We start from the raw sequence: 21,903 nt of genomic DNA on the forward strand, positions 1-21,903 counted from the left end.
GGACGTGAACAGTACGGAAAGTGAGAGCACGTGCTGCGCGAAGCGACGACGGAAGACGTTCACCTGATGTTGTCCTGGCGTAATCAGGAAACCAACCGTCAGGTCAGCAAGACCAGCCACGAAATCACCGCCGACGAGCACGCCCGGTGGTGGTCGGCGGTCCGTGACGACCCGTCCCGGCGGGTGCTGGTGTACGTCCGCGAGGACCTGCCCTGCGGCGTGGTCACCTTCTTCGACCTGCGGCTGGACGGCCCCCGGACCGGCGCCTGGGGCTTCTATCTGGACGCTGACGGGCTGGCCGAGCGGGGCGAGACGCTGCCCGCCTGGCTGGCGGTCATGCGGGAGGCCGTCGAGTACGCCTTCGACGGGCTGCACCTGGACCGACTCGACGGCGAGGTGCTCGCGCACAACACCGTCGTACGGCAGATGAACCGGCGTTTCCGATTCGTCGAGGGCACCCCCCGACAGGAGCTGTCCGATGGTCGGGAAATCACCGTAGTCCCGATTTCCCTGAACCGGGCGGACCGCCGCCAGCGCTGATTACGGCGAGCATTTCCGCACTGGTCCGGCACCATTAACCGGCCGTGCGTCCGGTGGACATCCCCCGTTCACGAAAATTGATGTCCACCGGACGCGGGGCGGTGCGGGTCAGGCCCGCCGCCAGGCCGCCCAGTGCTGACGCACGTTGCCACCGAGCCGCACGAAGCCGTACTTCGCGCCGTCCCAGTCGTCGGGTTGGCCGGGCGCCCAGCGGGCGAACACCACCTGAGCCGTGTCCGGCGGCTGCTCCTGGAACCACCGCACGTCGGTCCAGGTCACCTGGTGGCTGAGGTTGAACCGGTGGATGTACTGGACGCCGGTGGAGGCCCACACCCGCTCGCCGGGCCGCACCCCGACGTCGGCCACCCAGGGCGTCGGCGCGCTGCTGGCCACCATCGGCCGCACCAACCGCTGGTCGATCACCTGCATGGTCACGAGGTTGACCACCAGCAGCGCCCCGAGCAGCGGCAGCCGCAGCCGGGGCACCTGGACCGCGGCGACGAGCAACACGCAGCCGGCGATGCCGATCAGCGACGCGACGACCGGCCGCATCTCCCGCCAGCCGCCGGTCAGCGCCATCAGGTCCGGCGCGCCGAAGCCGCCGTAGCGCAGCGAGTGCCCCCGGCTGGCCACGTACGCGAGGCGGACGGCGATCAGGGCGCCGCCGGCGATCAGCAGCGCCACCGCGACGGCAGCCCGGCGCAGCACCACCCGGCGCCCGGCGGTGAGCAGCACCCCGAGCCCGACCAGCAGCCAGAACGGGGCCAACATCTGCACGTAGCGGCCGTAGATCGCGTCCAGCGGCTTTCCGGTGATGCCGGCCAGGATCAACGACGCCCCGCTGGCCACTCCGACGCTCACCACCAGCGCCACGCCCATCGTCCAGCGGGTGGCGTCGCCGCGCCGGGGCCGCCACAGCTCCCGGACGGCGGCCGCCCAGGCCACCCCGGCCATCCCGAACGTGATGACCACGAGGTACCAGAGCTGGGTGGTGACCGCCGCGCCGACCCGGACCACACCCGCGGCGGAGGAGACCGCGTCGACCATGCTGCCGCCCGGGGTGTTGCCGAGCAGGTAGACCTTGTCCCCGAGCAGCCGGATACCGGCCTCGTTGACGAGCGCAAGGGCGAGCACCGGCAGCAGCGCCGCGAGCATCACGGTCGGGGTGATCCGGCGGCGGATCAGCAGCAGCAGCACCAGCCCGATGTGCACCGCCACGATCACCAGGCCGCGGGAGTGCAGGAGGTGGAACGCGCCGACCAGCAGGCCGACGGTTGCCGCGGCGAGCGGGCCGGGCCGCTCGATCCAGCGGTGCACGGCGAGCAGCCAGGCGATCACCAGTGGCGCCATCACCGAGTCGATCATGGCGACACCGGCGTAGAAGGCGGTGGCCGGCAGGGTTGCCGCCACCACCGCCCCGAGCAGGGCGTACGACCGGCGCAGCTGGAGCAGTCGCCGGCCGAGCAGGTACGCCAGCGGCAGCAGCGTCGAGTTCACCATCGCGTTGATCAGCTGGACGAGCCGGTAGCTGTCGCTGAAGTCCCGGTCCCCGAGGAACGCGGGCGAGATCAGCATCGGGTAGCCGACCCGGCGCAGCAGGCCGTTCTCGCTGCTGAACCCGCCCGGCCCGCCGGCCAGCGCGCGGGCGGTGTTCAGGTAGCTGTCCTCGTCGGTGTGCGCGATCGGCAGCACGATGTGACGGGACAGCCACATCCGCCAGGCCACGCTGAGCACCCATCCGACGAGCAGCAGCAGCGGCACCAGCCAACGCCGTGCGGGCATGGCCGGTCGTGTCTCGACCGGGTCAGCCGGGCGTTCCATCACGTGGCTGCCGGATGCCATCGACGCCTCCTGAATTGCCGGCCGCACCGGGGCCACGCGGGCCGGCGGGCACGCCGCTGACGCTCGGGGTGGCCCGCTCGAACCGGGGTGGTGCGAATGTCGGGTGAACGCGGGTACCAGCGGCGCGCAGGGGCGGCCGGGTCGCTCGCGCGGCCACTGTAACGGCCCGATCGGGCCTGGTCAGCCCGCTTGGCGGGTGGCCGGAAGTGTTCGTCTGCCCGGTGCCCGGCATTCACGGGGGCAGGGGGCGGGGTTAACCCGGGAGCGCCGGCCCGTTAACCCGCCATGGTTAGCGTCTCACCCCGGTCGGCCGGCCGAGGGCCGCCCGTTCATCCACGAACACGGGAGCACCAAATTGAGTGAGTTGAATGGATCGTCCATTCTGATCACCGGGGGAACGGGTTCCTTCGGCAGGACCTTCCTGCGGCACATCCTCACCGAAGCCGACCCCGCCCGGGTGGTGGTGTTCTCCCGCGACGAGCTCAAGCAGTACGAGCTGCGCCAGCAGCTCGGTGACGACCCCCGGCTGCGCTGGTTCATCGGCGACATCCGGGACCGGCACCGCCTCACCCGGGCGATGCACGGCGTGGAGCACGTCGTGCACGCCGCCGCCCTCAAGCAGGTGGACACGGCGGAGTACAACCCCTCCGAGTACATCGCCACCAACATCACCGGCTCGCAGCACGTGGTCGACGCCGCGATCGAGGCCGGCGTCCGGAAGGTCATCGCGCTCTCCACCGACAAGGCGTCCAGCCCGATCAACCTGTACGGCGCGACCAAGCTGGTCGGCGACAAGCTGTTCGTCTCGGCCAACCACTACGCCGCCCACCACCCGACCCGGTTCGCGGTGGTCCGCTACGGCAACGTGGTCGGCAGCCGTGGCTCGGTGGTCCCGCTGTTCAGCCGGCTGGCCGCCGAGGGCAAGAGCCTGCCGATCACCGACAAGCGGATGACCCGTTTCTGGATCACGCTGGAGCAGGCCGTCCAGTTCGTCATGGACTCGTTCGACCAGATGCAGGGCGGCGAGCTGTTCGTGCCGCGGATCCCCAGCATGCGGATCCTCGACCTGGTCGAGGCGGTCGCCCCGGAGGCCACCACGCACGAGATCGGCATCCGGCCCGGCGAGAAGCTGCACGAGGAGATGATCGCGCCGGACGACAGCCGCCGGACGCTGCGCGCCAAGGACCGGTTCATCGTCCAGCCGACCATCGCCGGCTGGGGCTACCAGCCGCCGGTCGACTGCGAGCCGGTGCCGGACGGCTTCGCGTACCAGTCGGACACCAACGACGAGTGGCTCAGCGTCGACCAACTGCGCGACATGCTCGGCCTCACCGCATGACGGGGATGCTCCCGTACGGCCGGCACTCCGTCACCGAGGACGACATCGCGGCCGTGGCCGGCGTGCTGCGCGGCGACTGGCTCACCACCGGGCCGCAGGTCGAGGCGTTCGAGGCCGACCTCGCCGGCTGGACCGGCGGCGCGGGCTGCGCCACCGTCTCCAACGGCACCGCGGCGCTGCACGTGGCGTACGCGGCGGCCGGCGTCGGCCCCGGAGACGAGGTGATCGTGCCGCCGATGACGTTCGTGGCGACCGCCAGCAGCGCCGTCGCGCTCGGCGCGAAGATCGTGTTCGCCGACGTCGAGGAGGACACCTTCACCCTCGACCCGGCGGCGGCTGCCGCCGCGACCACCGCGCGTACCCGGGTGGTGTCCGCCGTCGACTACGCCGGCCACCCGGCCGACTACGACGCGCTGCGCACCGCGCTGGGCGGGCACGACGCGCTGCTGCTCGCGGACGCGGCGCACTCCATCGGCGCCAGCTACAAGGACCGGCCGGTCGGGTCGCTGGCCGACCTGACCACGCTGTCGTTCTTCCCCACCAAGAACCTCACCACCGCCGAGGGCGGCGCTGTGGTGACCCCGCACCCGGAGCTGCTGAAGCGGGCCCGCCGGTTCCGCAACATCGGCCTGGTCCGCGAGCGCGACGAGCAACGGTGGCCGGACGAGGGCGGCTGGCACCAGGAGGTGCACGAGTTCGGGCTGAACTACCGGCTGCCGGACGTGCTCTGCGCGCTGGGCCGTAGCCAGCTGCGGCGGCTCGGCGAGTTCCTGGCCCGCCGAGACCGGCTGGTGGCCCGCTACGACGAGGCCCTCGCCGACCTGCCGGGCGTCCGGCTGCCGGGCCGGCGGGCGTGGGCCCGACCCGCCTGGCACCTCTACCCGATCCGGGTGCTCGACGGACGCCGCCGCGAGGTGTACGACCGGATGCGCGCCGCCGGCATCGGCGTCCAGGTGAACTACGTCCCCGTGCACTGGCACCCGGCCTTCGCCGACCTGGGTTACCGGCGCGGATCCTGCCCGGTGGCCGAGTCGTTCTACTCTCAGCAGCTGTCGCTGCCGCTCTACCCGGGACTCAGCGACGCCGACCAGGACCGCGTCATCGACGCGCTGGTCGCGGCCCTACGGGCCGGCTCGGTGCGTTCCGCCGCCTGATGGGAACCTGATGCACCACGCCAACCACTTCTACGGCCATGCTCACGTGCTGGCCCGGTACGCCGGCCTCGGCGACCGGCACCCACCCCGGATCAACGGGTACGTGCAGCACGGCTGGAACATCGGCGACGGCCTGGCCCCCGGCCATCCGTACGCCGAGCGCACCCCGAGCCTGCTCTGGTCGGAGCAGACCCGCCGCCGGGCCTGGTCGGTGGGGCGGCGCAACGTGGTCGTGATCGGCGCTCCGTTCGTGTACCTGCTGGCCATGCGGCCCGAGGAGCCGCCCGCCGAGGAGCGGGAGGGCACCATCTGGTATCCCTTCCACGGCTGGGAGGGCCAGCACGTCAAGGGTGACCACCGGGCGCTGATCGCCCGCATCCAGGACACCGAACCCGGCCCCGTCACGGTCTGCCTCTACTGGCACGAGTACCGGATGCGTCACGTCCGCCGCCTCTACGAACGCGCCGGGTTCCGGGTGATCTGCCACGGCTACCGGGGACACTGGTGGAAGGACACCAACCCGGAGTTCCTCGACAATCAGCTGACCGAGCTGCGCCGGCACCGTCGGGTAGCGTCAAACCGGCTGACCAGCGCCATCTTCTACGGCATCGCGGCCGGCTGCGAACCAGCGGTCTACGGCGACCCGATGATCCTGTCCAATGAGGACCCGACCTTCGGCGGGACCGCCCGCATCCGGCGGCAGTGGCCGGAGTTGCACGGCGCCGCGGTCGACCTGCCCACCGCGGTCGAGATCGCCCGCGCCGAGCTGGGCACGGATCACCGCTGCACGCCGGCCGAGCTGCGCGAGCTGCTCGGTTGGGCGACGCTCCAGGAGGAAGAGGAAGACCGTGACGACTGAGACGGCACCCGCCGGCCGGATCACCCTGCCGGGCGGCGAGATGCTGGCCTGGTCCGACCTGCCGAAGGAGCGGTTGGCCGACGGGGGGCCGCTGGCCGCGCTGGCCGCCCGGATCGTGCCGGCCGGTGCCCGGGTCCTGCTGGCCGGGCCGCACGACCCGGCGCTGCTCGATCGGCTCGCCCACGCCGAGGTGACCTGCCTGCTGCGCAGCCACCCGGACGCGGTGGCGCTGGCCCAGCGGGCCGCCCGCGTGGTGGTGGGTGGCCCTGCCGGGCTGACCGACGACGAGACGTACGACGTGGTGATCGCCGCCGCCGGGCTCGACCCGGTGGAGTCGGTGGAGGGCACCCGGTTCGGCTGGGACGGGGTGCTGGCGCGCCTGGTCGCCGCGGTACGGCCGGGTGGCGCGCTGTTGCTGCGACTGGACAACCCGCTCGGGCTGCACCGGCTGGTCGCCACCTCCCCCTGGTACGCCGACCGGAACGACTCCGCCTGGGTGGTCGGCGGGGTCCTGGACCGGGCGCACCCCGCCAACCGGGAGCAGCTGCGCGAGCGGCTCACCGGGGTCGGACTGCGGCCGACCGCGTGCTGGGCCGCGTACCCCACCGCCGGCGCCGCCACGGCGCTGCTCGACGCCGACCAGCTCGACCGGGACGCCGGGTCGGGGCTGTTCGACGCCGTGCTGCACGGCGCCTGCGCGGGGGGTTTCACCACCGCGCCGGTGCTCCAGGACCCGGCCCGGCTGGCCGTGGACGCGCTGCACGCCGGGCGCGCCGCCGACCTCGCGCCGGGCTGGCTGATGCTGGCCCGGCGCCCCGTCCGGCCCGACGACCCGGCCACGCCGGCCGCTGACGGGGACCTGCCGGCGGTGCTGGCGCAGACCGGGCAGCCCGGGATCGGCGTGCTGGAGGTGTTCGACGGCCCGTCGGGCTGGCGGTGGGGGTTCACCGCGCCGGCCAGTGCGAGCGTGCCGGCCGCCGCGCCGTTCGCCAGCCGCGAGGCCGCGTACCGGGACCCCGGCGCGCTGACCGGGCCGGTGCCGTCCGGACGGCTGCTCCGCACCCTGCTGCTCGACGCGGCCCTGCGCCGCGACCTGGCAATGCTGCGCACGCTGCTGCACGGGTACGCGGGCTGGCTCGCCGGTCAGGCCGACGACGACGGCCGGATCGCCGGAGCGGGCGCGCTGGCCAGCACCGACAACGTGGTGGTCGCCGGAGAGCGCTACGCGGTACTCGACCCGAGCTGGCGGGCCACCAAAGCCCTGCCCCGCGACGTGGTGCTGGCCCGTGGGCTGTGGCGCTTCGCGACGGGCCTGCTCACCGGCGGGTACGCCCACCCCTGGTCGTCCACCCTCGACGTGGCGGGACTGACCGTGGTGCTCGGCGGGCTCGCCGGCCACGACCTGACCCGGGAGACCGTGGCGCAGGCGGTGGACGCCGAGGTGGCGATCACCGCGGCACTGCACGGGCTGGACACCGCCAACCGGGGCAGCCTCGCCGCCAAGCTGCACGCCATCGAGTCGACCGACCCGCCGGTCGGTACGCGCAGCTACCAGCAGTTGCGGGAGGCGTGGCTGCGCCAACGCGAGGAGATCAGCCGACTCGCCGCACTGGCCAAGTGGACCGACGAGATGCTCACCTCGCGGGAACGGGCGCTGCGCCGGGCCGAGGCAACGATCGGTCTGCTGAGCGGTTCGCTCAGCTACCGGGTCGGCCGGCTCGCCATCACCCCGGCCCGGCTGGCCAAGCGGGGTGCCCGTGCCGCCAAACGCCGGGCCCGCTCGGCGCTCGCCCCGAAAGAGGAGGAGCAGCAGTGACCGGCCACGACAGCGCGTCGGGTACGACGCACAGGGTGGGCCCGACGGGGGGCACGGGCGCGAACGGGGGGCCACGGATCGTCGGGATCGTGCAGGCCCGGATGGGGTCGTCCCGACTGCCCGGCAAGGTGCTCCGCCCGCTCGCCGGGCGTTCCGTACTGGGCCGGGTGGTGCGCGCCGCCCGGGACAGCGGCGTCCTGGCCGACCTGGTGGTCGCCACCAGCACCGACCCGGTCGACGACGCGGTGGTGGCCGAGTCCGCGCGACTGGGCGTGCCCTGTCACCGCGGGCCGGTCGACGACGTGCTGGACCGCTTCGTGGGCGCGCTGGCGGCGCACCCGGGCGATGCGGTCATGCGGTTCACCGCCGACTGCCCGCTGCTCGACCCGGAGATCATCACGCTGGTCGCCTCGGTGTACCGCGCGGTGCCCGGGCTGGACTACGCGAGCACGTCGATCGCCCGCACCCTGCCCCGCGGACTGGACGTCGAGATCATCCGGGCGGAGACGCTGCGTACCCTGGACCGGCTCGCCACCGGTCACCACCGGGTGCACGTGACCTCGTACGCGTACACCCATCCGGAGCTGTTCCGGGTCCTCGGGGTGACGCTCACCCCGGACCGCTCGGCGCTGCGGTTGACCCTCGACACCGAGCAGGACTGGGCGTTGGTGAACGCGGTGATCGACCACTTCGGCGACGTCAGCGTGCCGCTGGCCAAGCTCGCCGACTGGCTCGACGGGCAGCCCCGGCTGCGCGCGCTCAACGCCGACGTACGGCAGAAGCGGCTGGAGGAGTCCTGAGCACGCTACGGGTCGGACTGCGCTGCGACGCCGGGCCGCGACGCGGCGTCGGCCACCTCGTCCGCTGCCTGGCGCTCGCCGAGGAGTTCCTGGCCCGGGGCGCCCACGTCGCGGTGTTCGGCGCGGTCGAGCGGCTCGACTGGGCCACCGCGGAACTGGCCGCGCGGGGCATCCCCCTGCACCCGGGCCCTGACTCGCCGGCCGAGCTGGTCGAGGCGGCCCGCCGGCACGAGCTGGACGTCCTGGTTCTCGACTCCTACGAGCTGGACCCGGCCGGAGCGGGCGCGCTACGCGCCGCCGGCGTGTTCACCCTCGCCGTGATCGACGGGGACAGCCGGGGCCAGGACGCGGACCTCTACCTCGATCAGAACTTCGGGGCGCAGGCCCCCGCGCTGCCCGGACGGCTGCTCGCCGGCAGCGGGTACGCCCTGCTGCGCGACTCGGTGGTGACCGCCCGACCGCCGGCACCACGGCCCGCCACGGAGGTCAGCCGACCCCGGGTGCTGGCCTTCTTCGGCGGCACGGACGCGGTCGGCGCGGCCCCGGTGCTGACCCGGGTGCTGGTGGCCACCGGCCATCCGATGGACCTCACGGTCGTCGTCGGCCGACCCGAGATCGAGGCGGAGCTGGAGGAGATCACCCCCGGACGCGGGCAGATCATCCGACCGGTCCCACCCACCGGCTCACTGCCGACGCTGATCACCGACGCCGACCTGGTGGTCAGCGCCGCCGGCACGTCCACCTGGGAACTCTGCTGCCTCGGCGCACCCGCCGCGCTGGTCTGCGTGGTCGACAACCAGCGCGAGTCGTACGCCCGGGTGGTGCGGCACGGCCTGGCCGCCGGTCTCGGCGAGCTGCCCGAGCTGACCGGCACCGGCGTCGCCGGACGGGCCGCCCGCGCGACGGCGGCGCGCACCCTGCACGGGTTGCTCAGCTCGCCGCACCGACGCACGGCGCTCGCCGCTCGGGCCTGGTCCACGGTCGACGGGCGGGGCCGGGCGCGGGTCGTGGACGCGGTGTTCGACGCCGTCAGCCCAGCCGCCGTCACTGGCTGACCGCGGCCCGGGCTCACCGCTTGATCTCGACCCTTCCAGGCCGCGACGACCAATTGGCACGGGTGTACGAAAGGGCTGCTAGGGTGGCCCCATGACGCAGGCCGCCTACCAGCCGTCGATGCTCGACCTGACCGACGCCGGGCCGACCCTGGGGCCGCTGCCCGGTCAGATCCGCCGGCACCACCTCAGCCGGGGCGCCTGGGTCGACCACCTCCCCGGCTGGGTGCAGGGCTCCGACGCGGTCCTCGACACCCTGCTCACCGAGGTCCCCTGGCGGGCCGAGCGGCGCACCATGTACGACAGCGAGGTCGACGTGCCCCGCCTGCTCTGCTGGTACGACGGCGACCGGCAACTGCCGCATCCGGTGCTCACCACGGCACGGGCGGAGCTGACCCGGCACTACGCCCCCGAGCTGGGCGAGCCGTTCGTCACCGCCGGCATGTGCCTCTACCGCTCAGGGCGGGACAGCGTGGCCTGGCACGGCGACACCATCGGCCGGTCGGCGCACACCGACACCATCGTCGCGATCGTCTCCTTCGGCGCGCCCCGGCCGCTGCTGCTGCGACCTCGCGGCGGCGGCGACAGCCTGCGCTTTCCGGTGGGCCACGGCGACCTGATCGTGATGGGCGGCTCCTGCCAACGCACCTGGGAACACACCATCCCGAAGACCACCCGCCCGGTCGGCCCCCGGGTCAGCGTCCAGTTCCGCCCCATCAACGTCGCCTGACCTCATCCCCTTACCCGCCACGTCGGGGCAGCAAGTGCACGATCGACGCGGTCAGAGGACGGGCTGAGGGCTAGAGGAGGCCGGCGAGTTTGTAGAGGACCAGCGAGCCGGCGACGGCGACGTTCAGGCTGTGGCCGTGCCCAACCATGGGAATCTCCACGGCCGCGTCCAGGTGGTCGAGCGCCTCGGGCGGGATGCCGGTCGCCTCGTGCCCGAGCAGCACCACGGTGCGGCCCCGAGCGGCGGGCAGATCACCGAGCCGGACGGCCTCGTCGGCCAACTCCACCCCGAGGATCCGGGCACCGGCGGCCCGTTCGGCAGCCAGCCAGCGCAGCGGACTGCCGACCCGGTGGACGCAGCCCGGCCGGCGCAGCGTGTTGCCCCGGGCCACGGCCTCGTCCACCCAACGGAACGGCGGCACGGCGAGGCAGGCACCGACCGCGTCGCAGGTGCGCAGCAGGGTACCCAGGTTCGCGCCGTGCAGCGGCCAGAGCGGGGCGGCGATCAGGTGACCCCAACAGCGGTGCGGCCGGGGCCGGCGAGCGGCGCGCAGCTCGCGCGGCGGCCGGACCCGGATGGCGGCGCTCACGCCGCGCCGGCGACTCCGCCGGACAGAAGAAAGATCATGTGAAGGGTGCTTAGCGGCGCACCCGAACCCTCACCGACAACAGAGCACTCACCATACCGCGCCCCACCCCCGCCCGAGCCCGGTTGATCATGAGGTTACTGCCGGCAACGTCGGCGCGTCGCCGCAATAACCTCATGATCAACGAGGCGGGGCGGGGTCTGGGGGTGGGGCTAGTCGCGTTCGATGAGGTGGCCTACCACCGTTGGGCCGAGCATGACGGCGAAGCCGGAGCCGTCGCGGCGCGGGTCCGCCGCGGGCAACTCGACCGGGTCGCCGGTGCCGGTGGCGCCGACCGGGCGCGGCCCCACCCAGGCGACCGCCACGTCCGTCTCACCCTTGAGGAAGCGGTGCGCACGCACCCCGCCGGTCGCCCGGCCCTTCGCCGGGTACGCCTTGAACGGCGTCACCTTGACCGTCGCCCCGGTAGAGGTGACCACCATCGGCTCACCGTGCCCCGGGTCGTCGGTGCGCACCGCGCCGAAGAAGGCCACCTGCACCCCGGCGGGCAGGTTGATGCCAGCCATGCCGCCACCCTTGAGGCCCTGCGGGCGGACCAGCCCGGCGGCGAAGCGCAGCAGCGACGCCTCCGAGGTGATGAAGGTCAGCGTCTCGGCGCCGTCAGCCAGCCAGGTCGCCCCGACCACCTCGTCGCCGTCGCGCAGGCCAATCACCTCGAACTCGTCGGAGCGCACCGGCCACTCCGGCGCGCAGATCTTCACCATGCCCTGCCGCGTGCCCAGCGCCAGCCCCGGCGAACCCTCCGCAGACCCGCCGAGCGGGGCCAGGCCAACCACCGTCTCCCCCGGCTCCAACGGCACCAACTCGGCGGCGGACATGCCGCCGCGCAGCGACACCGTGCCGGCCTGCTCGGGCAGCACCGGCAGCGGCAGTACGTCGACCTTGAAGGCCCGACCGGCACTGGTCACCAGCAACACCCGACCACGGGCCGTGGAGTGCGCGATCGCGCGTACCGTGTCGTGCTTGACCCGGCCGTTGCGCCGGCGCCCCTCGGCGCTCTCCTCCGACTCGGCCGCGGTGCGGGCGACCAGCCCCGTCGCGGAGAGGATCACCTGGCACGGGTCGTCGGCGACCTCCAGCGGACCAGCCGGCGCGGACGCGGCCAGCACCTCCTTGAGGTCGCCGTCGACCAACGTCGTGCGCCGTTCGCTGCCGAACTGCTTGACCACGGCCGCCAGCTCGTCGGAAACCAGCTTCTTGAGCACCTTGTCGTCGTCGAGGATCGTGGACAGCTCGGCGATCTCGGTGCGCAGCCGCTCCTGCTCGGCCTCCAGCTCGATCCGGTCGTACTTGGTCAAGCGGCGCAGCGGAGTGTCCAGGATGTAGGTGGCCTGGATGTCGGAGAGGCCGAACTGGCTCATCAGCCCGTCCTTGGCGGCCTGCGCGTCGTCGCTGCCCCGGATCAGCCGGACCACCCGATCGATGTCCAGCAGTGCGATCAGCAGGCCGTCGACCAGGTGCAGCCGCTCCTGGCGCTTGCGGCGGCGGTACGAGCTGCGCCGGGTGACCACCTCGTACCGGTGGGCCAGGAAGACCTCCAGCAGCGCCTTCAGCCCGAGGGTGCGCGGCTGCCCGTCGACCAGCACCAGGTTGTTGACGCCGAAGGACTGCTCCAGCGGGGTCAACCGGTAGAGGTCGGCGAGCAGGGCCTGCGGGTTGACCCCGACCTTGCACTCGACGACCAGCCGGGTGCCGCTCTCGCGGTCGGTGAGGTCCTTGACGTCGGCAATACCGGTCAGCCGCTTGGTCTTGTTGACCTCGTTGGTGATCGCCGCGATGACCTTCTCCGCGCCGACGCCGTACGGCAGCTCGACCACCGTGATCGCCTGGCGGCCCCGGCTGCCCTCGATCGGGCCGATCTCGACCTTGCCGCGCATCCGCACCACGCCGCGCCCGGTCTCGTACGCCCGGCGCACCTCATCGAGGCCGAGCAGCACTCCACCGGTGGGCAGGTCCGGGCCCGGGACGAACTCCATGAGCCGGTCCAGCGTGGCGTCCGGGTGGTTGATCAACCAACGGGCGGCAGAGACCACCTCGGCGAGGTTGTGCGGGATCATGTTGGTGGCCATCCCGACCGCGATCCCGGACGCGCCGTTGACCAGCAGGTTGGGGAAGGCCGCAGGCAGCACGGTCGGCTGGGTCAGCGACCCGTCGTAGTTGGGCTCGACGTCGACGGTGTCCTCGCCCAGCTCACCGACGAGCAGCATCGCCTCGCGGGACATCCGCGCCTCGGTGTAGCGGGCGGCGGCCGGACCGTCGTCCGGGGAACCGAAGTTGCCGTGGCCGTCGATCAGCGGCACGTTGAGCGAGAAGTCCTGCGCGAGGCGGACCATCGCGTCGTAGATCGCCGTGTCGCCGTGTGGATGATACTTGCCCATCGCGTCCCCGACGATGCGCGCGGACTTCACGTGGCCGCGGTCGGGCCGGTAGCCCTGCTCGTACATCGACCAGAGGATGCGCCGGTGTACGGGCTTGAGACCGTCGCGGGCGTCGGGCAGGGCGCGGGAGTGGATGACCGAGAACGCGTACTCCAGGTAGGAGTCGGAGACCTCGGTGACCAGCGGGTTGTCGAAGACCCGCGCGCCGGCCTGGTCGAACGAGGAGAGGTCGACCTTGTTTTCCTTGCGGCGTGCCATGACTCAGCTTTCCCCTTGAACGAGACCGGTGCTCATGCGTCGATCGCTTCCCGGTCGACCCGGTCGGCGGAGTCGATCAGCCAGTTGCGGCGCGGCTCGACCTTCTCGCCCATCAGCAGTTCGAGGATGCGTTCGGCGGCGTCGACGTCCTCGATGGTGATCCGGCGGACGGCGCGGGTGGCCGGGTTCATCGTGGTGTCCCACAGCTCGTCGGCGTCCATCTCACCGAGGCCCTTGAACCGTGGGATGGGGGTGACGATCTGCTTGCCGGCCTTCTCCAGCTTGCGGACCGTCGCCACCATCTCGGCCTGGGTGTAGGTGTAGACGGTCTGCGGGTTGCGCCCCTTGGTCGTGATCTTGTGCAGGGGCGGCATCGCGGCGTAGAGCCGGCCGGCCTCGATCAGCGGGCGCATGTACCGGGCGAAGAGGGTGATGAGCAGCGTGCGGATGTGCGCGCCGTCCACGTCGGCGTCGGCCATGATCATCACCCGGCCGTAGCGCAGCGCGGAGAGGTCGAACGTACGCCCCGAGCCGGCACCGAGGACCTGGACGATCGCGGCGCACTCGGCATTGTCCAGAACCTGCTGGAGGTTGGCCTTCTGCACGTTGAGGATCTTGCCCCGGATCGGCAGCAACGCCTGGTACTCCGAGGAGCGGGCCATGCGGCTCGTCCCGAGGGCGCTGTCGCCCTCGACGATGAACAGCTCACTCCGTTCCACGCCGGTGGCGCGGCAGTCGACCAGCTTCGGCGGCATCGACGCGCCCTCCAGCGCGGTCTTGCGCCGGGCGGCGTCCTTCTGCTGCTTCTGGGTGAGCCGCACCCGTGCCGCGTCGACGATCTTCTGCAGAACGGTGCGCGCCTCGGCCTTGGTGCGACGGTCCTCCAGCCACGCCTTGATGTGCGCGTCGACCTGGGTCTGGATCACCTTGGTGATGCCGGTGGTGGAGAGCTCGTCCTTGGTCTGCGAGGTGAACTGCGGCTCGGGGATCCGCACGTGCACCACCGCGGTCATCCCCTCCAGGACGTCGTCCAGGGTGGGCGGCTCCTCCTTGGCCTTGAGCAGGCCGCGGGTGTTGCGCACCGCGTCGGCGAGGGTGCGGACCAGGGCCCGCTCGAAGCCCTTGCGGTGGGTGCCGCCGTGCGCGTTGCGGATGGTGTTGGTGAAGCACTCGACGGTGCGCTCGTAGCCGGTGCCCCAACGGAACGCCACCTCGACCTCGGCGCGGCGCTGCACGTTGGACTGCATGACGCCGTTGGCGTCGGCGGCGTTCTCCCGGTACGTCCCCTCGCCGGTGACCAGCAGCGTGCCGGAGACCGGCCGGTCGCCGGCCGGGGCGAGGAAGTCCACCATGTCGCTGAGCCCGTTGGGGTAGTGGAACTTCTCCTCGACGGGCTCCTCGCCGGTCAGGTCGCGCAGCACGTACAGCACACCGGGGACCAGGAAGGCGGTGTTGCGCAGCTTCATCCGGACCGCGTCGACGTCGAGCGCCGCGCCGGTCTCGAAGTAGCGGGCGTCGTGCCACCAGCGGATCGAGGTGCCGGTGGACTGCCTGCGCTTCATGGCCCCGACCACCTGGAGCCCGGGGCCGGCGGTGAACGGCGCGTCCGGCCCGTCGCCGTCGAAGATCCCCGGCACGCCGTGGCGGAAGGACATCGAGTGGATCTTGCCGGCGCGGCGGACGGTCACGTCGAACCGGCGGGACAGCGCGTTGACCGCGGAGGCGCCGACGCCGTGCAGGCCGCCGGAGGTCTTGTAGCCGGAACCGCCGAACTTGCCGCCCGCGTGCAGCCGGGTGAGCACCAGCTCGACGCCGGAGATGCCGGACTTGGCGTGCACGTCGGTCGGAATGCCCCGGCCGTCGTCGTCGACCTGCACCGAGCCGTCGGCGTGCAGGATCACCTCGACGTTGGCGGCGTGACCGGCGACACCCTCGTCGGTGGAGTTGTCGAGGATCTCGTTGACGAGGTGACCCACGCCACGGCTGTCGGTGGAACCGATGTACATGCCGGGCCGCTTGCGGACAGCGTCCAGCCCCTCAAGGTGAGTGAGGTCGTCGGCCCCGTACAGGGTGTCAGGCTCTGCGGTCAACTGGTCGTACTCCCCGGTCTCGGCGGTGTGCTGCCGTTCACCGGCGACATCAGCCGGCGTGGCGCGCCGCAGCGAGCCTAGCCCGAGGCTAGGACAACTCCCGGAGGACCTCTGCGACCCGCCGGGTGTCGACCCACCGGAAGTGAGCCACGGAACAGCCCTTCAGCGCCCGGACCAGCCCGGCGGCGGCGTTCGCGGGGCCACAGAGGGGCCGTCCGGCCGGTACTCTGACCGGCGATCGCGGCCGGTCGGAGCGCCGGCGCGGGGCGGGGGGCGACATGGACGAGGACGAGTCGGCAGACCGGCTGGCGGCCGAGTCGCTGGCGGCGGGTGATCCGACCGGCTGGTTCGAGCGGCTCTACACCGAGGCCGAGCGCGGCGAGGCGGTCGTCCCGTGGGACCGGGACGCCCCGCACAGCCTGCTCACCGAGTGGACCGTCGAGCGGGGTCTGACCGGCACCGGCCGTCGGGCGGTCGTGGTCGGCTGCGGCTACGGCCGCGACGCCGAGCACGTCGCCGGTCTGGGCTTCGACACGGTGGCCTTCGACATCTCCCCCACCGCGGTGGCCGGCGCCCGTGGACGGCACCCCGCCTCGGCGGTCGACTACCGTCCCGCCGACCTGCTGGACCCGCCACCGGCCTGGCGACGGTCGTTCGACCTGGTGGTGGAGAGCATGACCGTGCAGGCGCTGCCGGCGCAGATCCGGGCCGGCGCGGTCGGCGCGGTGGGCGAGTTGGTCGCGCCGGGCGGCACGCTGCTGGTCATCGCCGCCGGCCGGGCCGACGACGAACCCACGCCGGCCGGGCCGCCGTGGCCGTTGACCCGTGCCGAGATCGACACGTTCGCGGGCGTCGGGCTCGCGCCGGTGCGGGTGGAAGAGATCCAGGACCAGAGCGGGGTACGCCGCTGGCGCGCCGAGTTCCGTCGCGGGCCGATCCGATGACCGCGCCGACAGAGCCGGGTACGACCGATCGTCAGGAGGCCATCGAGATGGACGGGACGATTCGCGGTGCGCTCCGGCGGGCCATCGGTACGCGGGCCCGGCGGTGGCTGCTCGCGGGCACCCTGCTGGCGGGGCTGCTCGCCGCCGTGGCGCTGACCGCGGCGGCGGCCCCGGCCGACCGGACGTTCGCCGAGCTCTCGGGCACGGTCCAGAGCCTGATGTCGGTCCTGACGCCCCTCTTCGGCATCCTGCTGGTGCGCGACCTGCGACGGGCACCCGACGCCGCCCGAATCATCCCCACGGTGCTGGCGGTGGGGCTCCCGGCCGCCGTCATCGGCGTCGTCGGGGTGCTGATCTGCGCCGCGACGCTCGCGCTCACCCCGGCCGACATCGCCGACGAGCCGTGGCGGCATTCCGGGACGATCGCGGTGGGCAGCGTGCTGGTGCAGATCGTCGCCGGGCTGGTGGGCACCGGGCTGGGCCTGCTGCTGCGCTCACCGGTGGTCGCGTTCCTCGCCACGATCGTCCTGCCACTGGGCCTGTTCGCACTGCTGGGCGCTGTCGACGCCCTCCGTCCCGCGCAGGCGTGGCTCACCCCGTTCGGCAGCGTGCGCAACCTGCTCTCCGGGGACATGAGCGTGCTGCGGTGGGTGCAGTGGCTCTGCGTCCTGCTGATCTGGGGTGTCGGTCTGAACGCCGCCGGCGCGGCGCTGCTGAAGCGGCGCCAGCAGCCCGCCCGGTAGGTCAGGTCGAGAGCAGTCGGGGCCGGGCGAAGTCGGTGTTGTCGACGATCGCGTCCACCCGGGACAGCGGGTCCGCCTCGGCCAGGTAGACGCGCTGGGCGGCGAGGTACCGGTCCCGGTGCAGCGCTTCGGCCGCCGCGACGCCTTCCCGGTCGCCGTCGCGGGCCACCCCGCGCCGCACCGACAGCTCGGCCGCGACCTCCACCCAGATCCGGTAGTCCCAGAGGTCGTCCAGCTCGGGGCGGAACGCGAACACACCGTCCACGATGAGCACCGCGTCCGGCGGGGACGGGGTGACGACGTCGGTGTGCGCGCGCTGGGTGAGCGGGTCGCGCAGGCAGAGCACGCAGGCCCCGGATCCGGCCGGCCCGGCCGGTTCCAGCAGCAGGGCGCGGATCGCCGGCAGGTCGAAGGCGTTGCGGTAGTAGCCGGGCCCGGAGGTCCGGTCGTACTGGTGCCGCTCCGACCAGGGGCGTTTGAAGTCGTCCAGGCTGGCGCGCAGCACCGGCCGACCAGCGGCGGCGACGCGCTGGGCCAGTTCGTGGCCGAGGCTGGTCTTGCCGGCGGCGGTCAGGCCGTCGACGCCGACCCGGAGGCGGGCGGGTCCACTGGCGAGGATCCGGTTGGTCAAATCGTCGACCAGCGCGGTCCGGGTGGCCGACGCGGGCGGAGGCAGGGGCTGCTGCCAGGTGGAGACCGAATGGCGCACCGGGGCGGGCGTGTCTTTCATCGAACGATTCTGTTACGGGCCATTGACGCCCGTCGCACGGGGGTGATCTGATCGCGCCCTCAGAGAATCTTTCATCTTTCGATGGATGGATGTGAGCCAATGCTCAGGTTCCGGCGTACCGCGTTCGCCGCGGCACTCACGATCGCCATGGCCGCGCTGTCGACCGCCATCGCGCTTCCCGCTCCCGCCTCCGCCGCGCTGCCCACCGCTGCGGTGGCGGTCGGCGACAGCTTCATCAGCGGCGAGGGCGCCGGGGCGTACACCCCGGTGGTCGACGTCAACGGGGTCGCCCAGGGCTTCCCCGGCTGGACGGCGCCGAACAACAACGCGTTCTTCTGCCACCGCTCCGCGAACGCCTCGCTGAACCAGGCCAACCTGCCGGGCATCCAGAATCGGTTCAACCTGGCCTGCTCCGGCGGCCAGCCACACGACATCGCCAACGCATCGAACGCCCGGACCAACGGCCGTACGGTGGCCGCGCAGATCGCCCAGCTCCGCACCGTCGCGCAGACGCAGGACATCGACCTGGTGCTGCTCGGCCTGGGTTCGAACAACAGCTCGTTCACCTTCGGCAGCGTCGCGGAGAAGTGCGCCAACCGGTTCATCGCCGACGCGTGGACGGGCTGGTGGGAGTTCTGGGCGTACCTGGGTGGCCCGGTGGAGCAGAAGCCGTGCACCGACGCCGATCTGGCCACCGCCGCGCAGTTCAATGCCGCCACCGCCGAGACCACCGCCGCGGTACGCCAACTGCTGACCACCCTGGACCAGGTGGACGCGGATGGGCAGCACCGGGTCGTGTTCCAGGACTACACCAACCCGCTGCCGCTGGATCTCGAGCCGACGTTCCACACCCAGGACAGCCGGGACGACACCCGGGACAAGTTCCGCGACCTGGGTGCCGAGCGGTACGCGGGCGGCTGCCCGATCCATCGGGCCAGCCTCGCGCCCGGTCACCGCTTCTCGCAGGGCCTGGGCACCCTGGTGAAGTCCACCCGGGACACCCTCGCTGCCGAGTTCCCCGGTGCGGACCTGGTCTACCTCAACGTGCAGCGGGCCTTCGACGGCGCCCGGCTCTGCGAGTCGGCGGCCAGCCCGACCGGCTCGCTGGCCACCCCGATCCGGCTGCAGGACGGCGCGAGCGGCACCTTCGTCACCAGCCTCTCCGGCAAGGACAAGATCGACATTCAGCGGATCGCCAACACCTGCGTCAGTTACTTCCAGACCTGCCAGGAGTCGTGGCACCCGAACGCCACCGGGCACCAGGTGCTCGGCCAGTGCCTGGCCGGCGCGGCCGCCACCAGCGCGCGGTCGGTGGCCTGCGTTCGCGCCAGCAACGGGACGATCTCCGTATCCTGACCGAATCGTCACCGGAGGCCCCGCCACCTGGCGGGGCCTCCGTCGTGTCCGGCCACGTCGGCTCGAACCGGTCGCCCGACGCCTGCGGCTACCCGTCGGTAACCTCGGCCCGTAGGCTAGGCCCGTGAACGGGGACCCGGAGTACGCGCAGGAGTTCGTTGACATCGCCGGCGGTCGGCTCGGCGTGCAGATCTATCCGGAGCCGACCGGCGCGGCGGGTGCGCCGGTGGTGGTGATCTGGCCGGCGATGGGGGTGCGGGCCCGCTACTACCGGCCGTTCGCCACCGCGCTCCGCGCCGCCGGGCTGGCCGTGGTCGTCGCCGACCTGCGCGGTACCGGGGCGAGCACCCCCGCGCCGAGTCGCGCCGACCGGCACGGCTACACCGAACTGGCCGACGACGTGGGCACTGTCCTGGCCGCGCTCAAGCCGCAGCTGGACGGCCGCACCCGGCTGCTGCTCGGGCACTCACTCGGGGGGCAGGCCGCGCTGCTGCACCTCGCCCTGCACGGCGCCGACGCGGTGGACGGGCTGGCGCTGGTCGCGGTCGGAATCCCGTACTGGCGAAGCTATCCCGGCCGGCGTGGCGTCGGCGTGCTGCCGTACACGCAGGGGATCGCCGCCACCACGGCGCTGCTCGGGGTCTGGCCGGGGTGGGGCTTCGGCGGCCGGCAGGCACGTGGGGTGATCCGGGACTGGGCGTACACCGCGCGGACCGGCCGCTTCCCCCGTCTCGACGGTACGGACACCGAGGCGGCGGTGCGCGCGGTGCGGACCCCGGTGCTGGCCGTCAGCGTCGACGACGACCAGTACACCCCGCACGAGACCATGGATCACCTCTGCGGGAAGCTCACCGCGGCCCCGGTGACCCGGGAGCGGTACACAGTGGCGCAGGCCGGCGCGGCGCTGGACCACTTCACCTGGGTCCGGGCGGCCACCCCGCTGGCGCAGCGGATCGCCGGTTTCGCCAGCGACCTGCCGCCCCGCTGAGCCGTACCGGCCGACCGGTCGGTGGCCGCCCGACCGGCCCGCTCACTCCTCCTGGTCCAGCGGCACCAGCTTGCCGTCGCGCTCCACCCGGACCTCGCCGTGGTCCTTGCGTGGGGCGACCTCGGCGATGTTCCTGTGCGGGTCGTTGTCCGGATGCATCAGCACCGCGTCGGTTTTGGCGGTCTTTTCCCGGCTCTCGTCCGGCTGCGACATCCCGTTCCCCTCTCCGTCAGCGTCCCCCGACATCTACCCGCCACCGACCGGACGACTCCTGCCGGCGGCGGTCCGGCACCGCAGCGAACCGATGTCCCTGACGTCCCCGACGTACCGATGCGGCGCCGGTTCGGCACGCACGGGGCGGGGTTAGCGGCCCGGGCGGCGGGTAAGCCGCAGCGCCCGACACGGCGGAAGGGGATCAGATGTCCGAACGGCATACCGCACTGCGCTCGATGCACGATCTGGGCCTGGCGGCCTGGTTCGGCGGCTCCCTGATGGGAGCGCTCGGCGTCAACGGCGCAGCGGCGAAGATCAGCGACTCGACCCAGCGTCTCCCGGTCGCCTCGGCAGGATGGTCCAAGTGGACCCCGGTCAACGCGGCGGCGATCGGCGCTCACCTGGCCGGGGCGGTGGGCGAGCTGGTGACGGAGAGCCCACGGATGGCCGCCCAGTCAGGGGTCGCCCGGGCCAGCACCATCAAGACGGCGTTGACGATCGGCGCGCTCGCGGTGACCGGCTACAGCCGGTTGATCGGCATGCGGTTGGAGAAGGCGGGTGCCCCACCGGTGAACGGTGCCACCGAGCCGAACCACCAGACTCCGGCCGGCGTGGCCTCCTCGCAGCGGCAGATGAAGCTGCTCCAGTGGGCCATCCCGGCACTGACCGGGACCCTGGTGGTCATCACCGCGTACATGGGCGAGCAGCAGAAGCCCGGCCAGGTGTTCCGGGGGATGCTCGGCCGCGCCAGCGGGCTGATGAGCGCCCCGAAGGGGATGGCCAAGATGGCAAGCATGGCGACCATGAGCAACGGCAAGCGGCCGATGGCGATGGCCGGACGCTGAGCATGGGGCCGGGCGGCACCCTGCCGGCTCCTTGACGGCGGGGCGCCGGCCGGCCCCACGCAACCACCGGGCACGACCGGGGTACGGCACGCGGTCCGGCGGGACCGGCATGACCGGCCCGGGGACGGGCAATCGTCCGCCCATAGCGGCGGACCGACGAGCTGAGGTGACCACGATGGCGCACGAGGGACGCAAGGGCGGCGGCGATCGGCTGGTGCCGGAGGCGGTCGAGCCATGGGGCACCAGAGACGGCTTCGATGCCGAACCGCCGTGGGGCACGGGCGAGGACTCCCCGATGGACGAGGGCAGCGAGGAGACGGCGGTGCCCGAGGGGCAGCGTGGGGAACGCCGCGCGGGCGCCCCGGCGGGCCGAGCCAACCCGGCCGGTCGGCACGGCTTCGGCTCGGTGGAACCCACCCGCACCCCCGCGGCCGGCCCAGGTGCGCCACCGGACCCGGCACCCAGCGGCCGGACCTTCCCGGACGACGCGGACATCAACGAACGTAGCCAGGACGCGCTGCGTTCCCGCGGCCGGCGGTCCTAGCACAACCCGCGACGCCCGCCGCCGGTCTGCGGCCGG

General features: G+C 72.8%; 20 protein-coding genes. 14 read left to right on the top strand and 6 right to left on the bottom strand.

Translation table 11 applies throughout. From position 1 onward, the window contains the following. The first annotated feature begins 30 nt into the window (after positions 1 to 30). The gene (locus ACFY29_RS21085; protein WP_386988634.1) at positions 31 to 540 is read left to right on the top strand and encodes a GNAT family N-acetyltransferase; all 510 of its coding nucleotides are present in this window, start codon (positions 31 to 33) and stop codon (positions 538 to 540) included. 108 nt (positions 541 to 648) lie between these two features. Here ACFY29_RS21085 and ACFY29_RS21090 read toward each other — a convergent pair whose 3' ends face one another. Further along, positions 649 to 2,382, bottom strand: a complete 1,734-nt coding sequence (locus tag ACFY29_RS21090) for a hypothetical protein (protein WP_386988636.1) — start codon at positions 2,380 to 2,382, stop codon at positions 649 to 651. 355 nt (positions 2,383 to 2,737) lie between these two features. On the opposite strand from ACFY29_RS21090, the gene pseB reads away from it, so the two are divergent. The 7 genes from pseB to ACFY29_RS21125 all read left to right on the top strand — a co-directional run bounded on the left by pseB (position 2,738) and on the right by ACFY29_RS21125 (position 10,132). Next, positions 2,738 to 3,721 (top strand): UDP-N-acetylglucosamine 4,6-dehydratase (inverting), encoded by a 984-nt coding sequence (pseB, locus tag ACFY29_RS21095; RefSeq protein ID WP_328425612.1) that lies wholly within the window; start codon positions 2,738 to 2,740, stop codon positions 3,719 to 3,721. After that, complete coding sequence (locus tag ACFY29_RS21100) at positions 3,718 to 4,875, top strand: aminotransferase class I/II-fold pyridoxal phosphate-dependent enzyme (protein WP_355607396.1); 1,158 nt, start codon at positions 3,718 to 3,720, stop codon at positions 4,873 to 4,875. The genes pseB and ACFY29_RS21100 overlap by 4 nt, the downstream gene beginning before the upstream one ends. A 10-nt stretch (positions 4,876 to 4,885) precedes the next feature. Then, positions 4,886 to 5,734, top strand: a complete 849-nt coding sequence (locus ACFY29_RS21105; protein ID WP_355607399.1) for a hypothetical protein — start codon at positions 4,886 to 4,888, stop codon at positions 5,732 to 5,734. Next, positions 5,724 to 7,550 (top strand): class I SAM-dependent methyltransferase, encoded by a 1,827-nt coding sequence (locus tag ACFY29_RS21110; RefSeq protein WP_386988641.1) that lies wholly within the window; start codon positions 5,724 to 5,726, stop codon positions 7,548 to 7,550. Before ACFY29_RS21105 ends, ACFY29_RS21110 begins: the two co-directional genes overlap by 11 nt. An 86-nt stretch (positions 7,551 to 7,636) precedes the next feature. Further along, positions 7,637 to 8,350 carry a cytidylyltransferase domain-containing protein gene (locus ACFY29_RS21115; RefSeq protein WP_386989890.1) on the top strand — a complete coding sequence of 238 codons (714 nt, stop codon included), beginning with the start codon at positions 7,637 to 7,639 and terminating at the stop codon, positions 8,348 to 8,350. Then, positions 8,347 to 9,405, top strand: a complete 1,059-nt coding sequence (locus ACFY29_RS21120) for a spore coat protein (protein WP_328426425.1) — start codon at positions 8,347 to 8,349, stop codon at positions 9,403 to 9,405. Before ACFY29_RS21115 ends, ACFY29_RS21120 begins: the two co-directional genes overlap by 4 nt. A gap of 91 nt (positions 9,406 to 9,496) precedes the next feature. Continuing rightward, on the top strand, positions 9,497 to 10,132 hold the full coding sequence (locus tag ACFY29_RS21125) for an alpha-ketoglutarate-dependent dioxygenase AlkB (protein ID WP_386988644.1): 636 nt from the start codon (positions 9,497 to 9,499) through the stop codon (positions 10,130 to 10,132). Between the two features lie 70 nt (positions 10,133 to 10,202). Here ACFY29_RS21125 and ACFY29_RS21130 read toward each other — a convergent pair whose 3' ends face one another. The 3 genes from ACFY29_RS21130 to ACFY29_RS21140 form a co-directional block, all read right to left on the bottom strand. Beyond that, positions 10,203 to 10,721 (bottom strand): TrmH family RNA methyltransferase, encoded by a 519-nt coding sequence (locus ACFY29_RS21130; RefSeq protein ID WP_328425602.1) that lies wholly within the window; start codon positions 10,719 to 10,721, stop codon positions 10,203 to 10,205. Between the two features lie 209 nt (positions 10,722 to 10,930). Next, on the bottom strand, positions 10,931 to 13,414 hold the full coding sequence (locus tag ACFY29_RS21135) for a DNA topoisomerase (ATP-hydrolyzing) subunit A (protein WP_386988647.1): 2,484 nt from the start codon (positions 13,412 to 13,414) through the stop codon (positions 10,931 to 10,933). Between the two features lie 32 nt (positions 13,415 to 13,446). Next, positions 13,447 to 15,504, bottom strand: coding sequence for a DNA topoisomerase IV subunit B (locus tag ACFY29_RS21140; protein WP_328425600.1), 2,058 nt, complete (start codon positions 15,502 to 15,504; stop codon positions 13,447 to 13,449). Between the two features lie 278 nt (positions 15,505 to 15,782). Between ACFY29_RS21140 and ACFY29_RS21145 the strand changes: the two genes are divergently transcribed. Further along, a complete protein-coding gene (locus ACFY29_RS21145) occupies positions 15,783 to 16,448 on the top strand; it encodes a class I SAM-dependent methyltransferase (RefSeq protein ID WP_328425598.1) in 666 nt (221 codons plus the stop codon). A gap of 47 nt (positions 16,449 to 16,495) precedes the next feature. Beyond that, on the top strand, positions 16,496 to 17,191 hold the full coding sequence (locus tag ACFY29_RS21150) for a hypothetical protein (RefSeq protein ID WP_386988651.1): 696 nt from the start codon (positions 16,496 to 16,498) through the stop codon (positions 17,189 to 17,191). A 1-nt stretch (position 17,192) separates the two neighbouring features. On the opposite strand, the gene ACFY29_RS21155 is transcribed toward ACFY29_RS21150, so the two are convergent. Further along, entirely contained in the window at positions 17,193 to 17,921 is a 729-nt protein-coding gene (locus ACFY29_RS21155; protein ID WP_386988654.1) for a uridine kinase, read from the bottom strand. Positions 17,922 to 18,020: 99 nt separating this feature from the next. Between ACFY29_RS21155 and ACFY29_RS21160 the strand changes: the two genes are divergently transcribed. Both ACFY29_RS21160 and ACFY29_RS21165 read left to right on the top strand, forming a co-directional pair. Next, positions 18,021 to 19,277 carry a hypothetical protein gene (locus ACFY29_RS21160; protein WP_386988657.1) on the top strand — a complete coding sequence of 419 codons (1,257 nt, stop codon included), beginning with the start codon at positions 18,021 to 18,023 and terminating at the stop codon, positions 19,275 to 19,277. Positions 19,278 to 19,401: 124 nt separating this feature from the next. Next, on the top strand, positions 19,402 to 20,265 hold the full coding sequence (locus tag ACFY29_RS21165; protein WP_386988660.1) for an alpha/beta fold hydrolase: 864 nt from the start codon (positions 19,402 to 19,404) through the stop codon (positions 20,263 to 20,265). A gap of 42 nt (positions 20,266 to 20,307) precedes the next feature. Here the strand turns inward: ACFY29_RS21165 and ACFY29_RS21170 are convergent, their stop codons facing one another. Continuing rightward, positions 20,308 to 20,478: a hypothetical protein gene (locus ACFY29_RS21170; RefSeq protein WP_328425588.1), complete on the bottom strand. Its 171-nt coding sequence runs from the start codon at positions 20,476 to 20,478 to the stop codon at positions 20,308 to 20,310. A gap of 206 nt (positions 20,479 to 20,684) precedes the next feature. Here ACFY29_RS21170 and ACFY29_RS21175 point away from each other — a divergent pair, with 206 nt between their 5' ends. Both ACFY29_RS21175 and ACFY29_RS21180 read left to right on the top strand, forming a co-directional pair. Beyond that, positions 20,685 to 21,323 carry a hypothetical protein gene (locus tag ACFY29_RS21175; protein ID WP_355607426.1) on the top strand — a complete coding sequence of 213 codons (639 nt, stop codon included), beginning with the start codon at positions 20,685 to 20,687 and terminating at the stop codon, positions 21,321 to 21,323. A gap of 175 nt (positions 21,324 to 21,498) precedes the next feature. Further along, positions 21,499 to 21,867, top strand: coding sequence for a hypothetical protein (locus ACFY29_RS21180; RefSeq protein WP_386988664.1), 369 nt, complete (start codon positions 21,499 to 21,501; stop codon positions 21,865 to 21,867). The last annotated feature ends 36 nt before the right edge of the window (positions 21,868 to 21,903 follow it).

The organism is Micromonospora sp. NPDC000668, from assembly GCF_042897975.1.
Taxonomy (GTDB): domain Bacteria; phylum Actinomycetota; class Actinomycetes; order Mycobacteriales; family Micromonosporaceae; genus Micromonospora.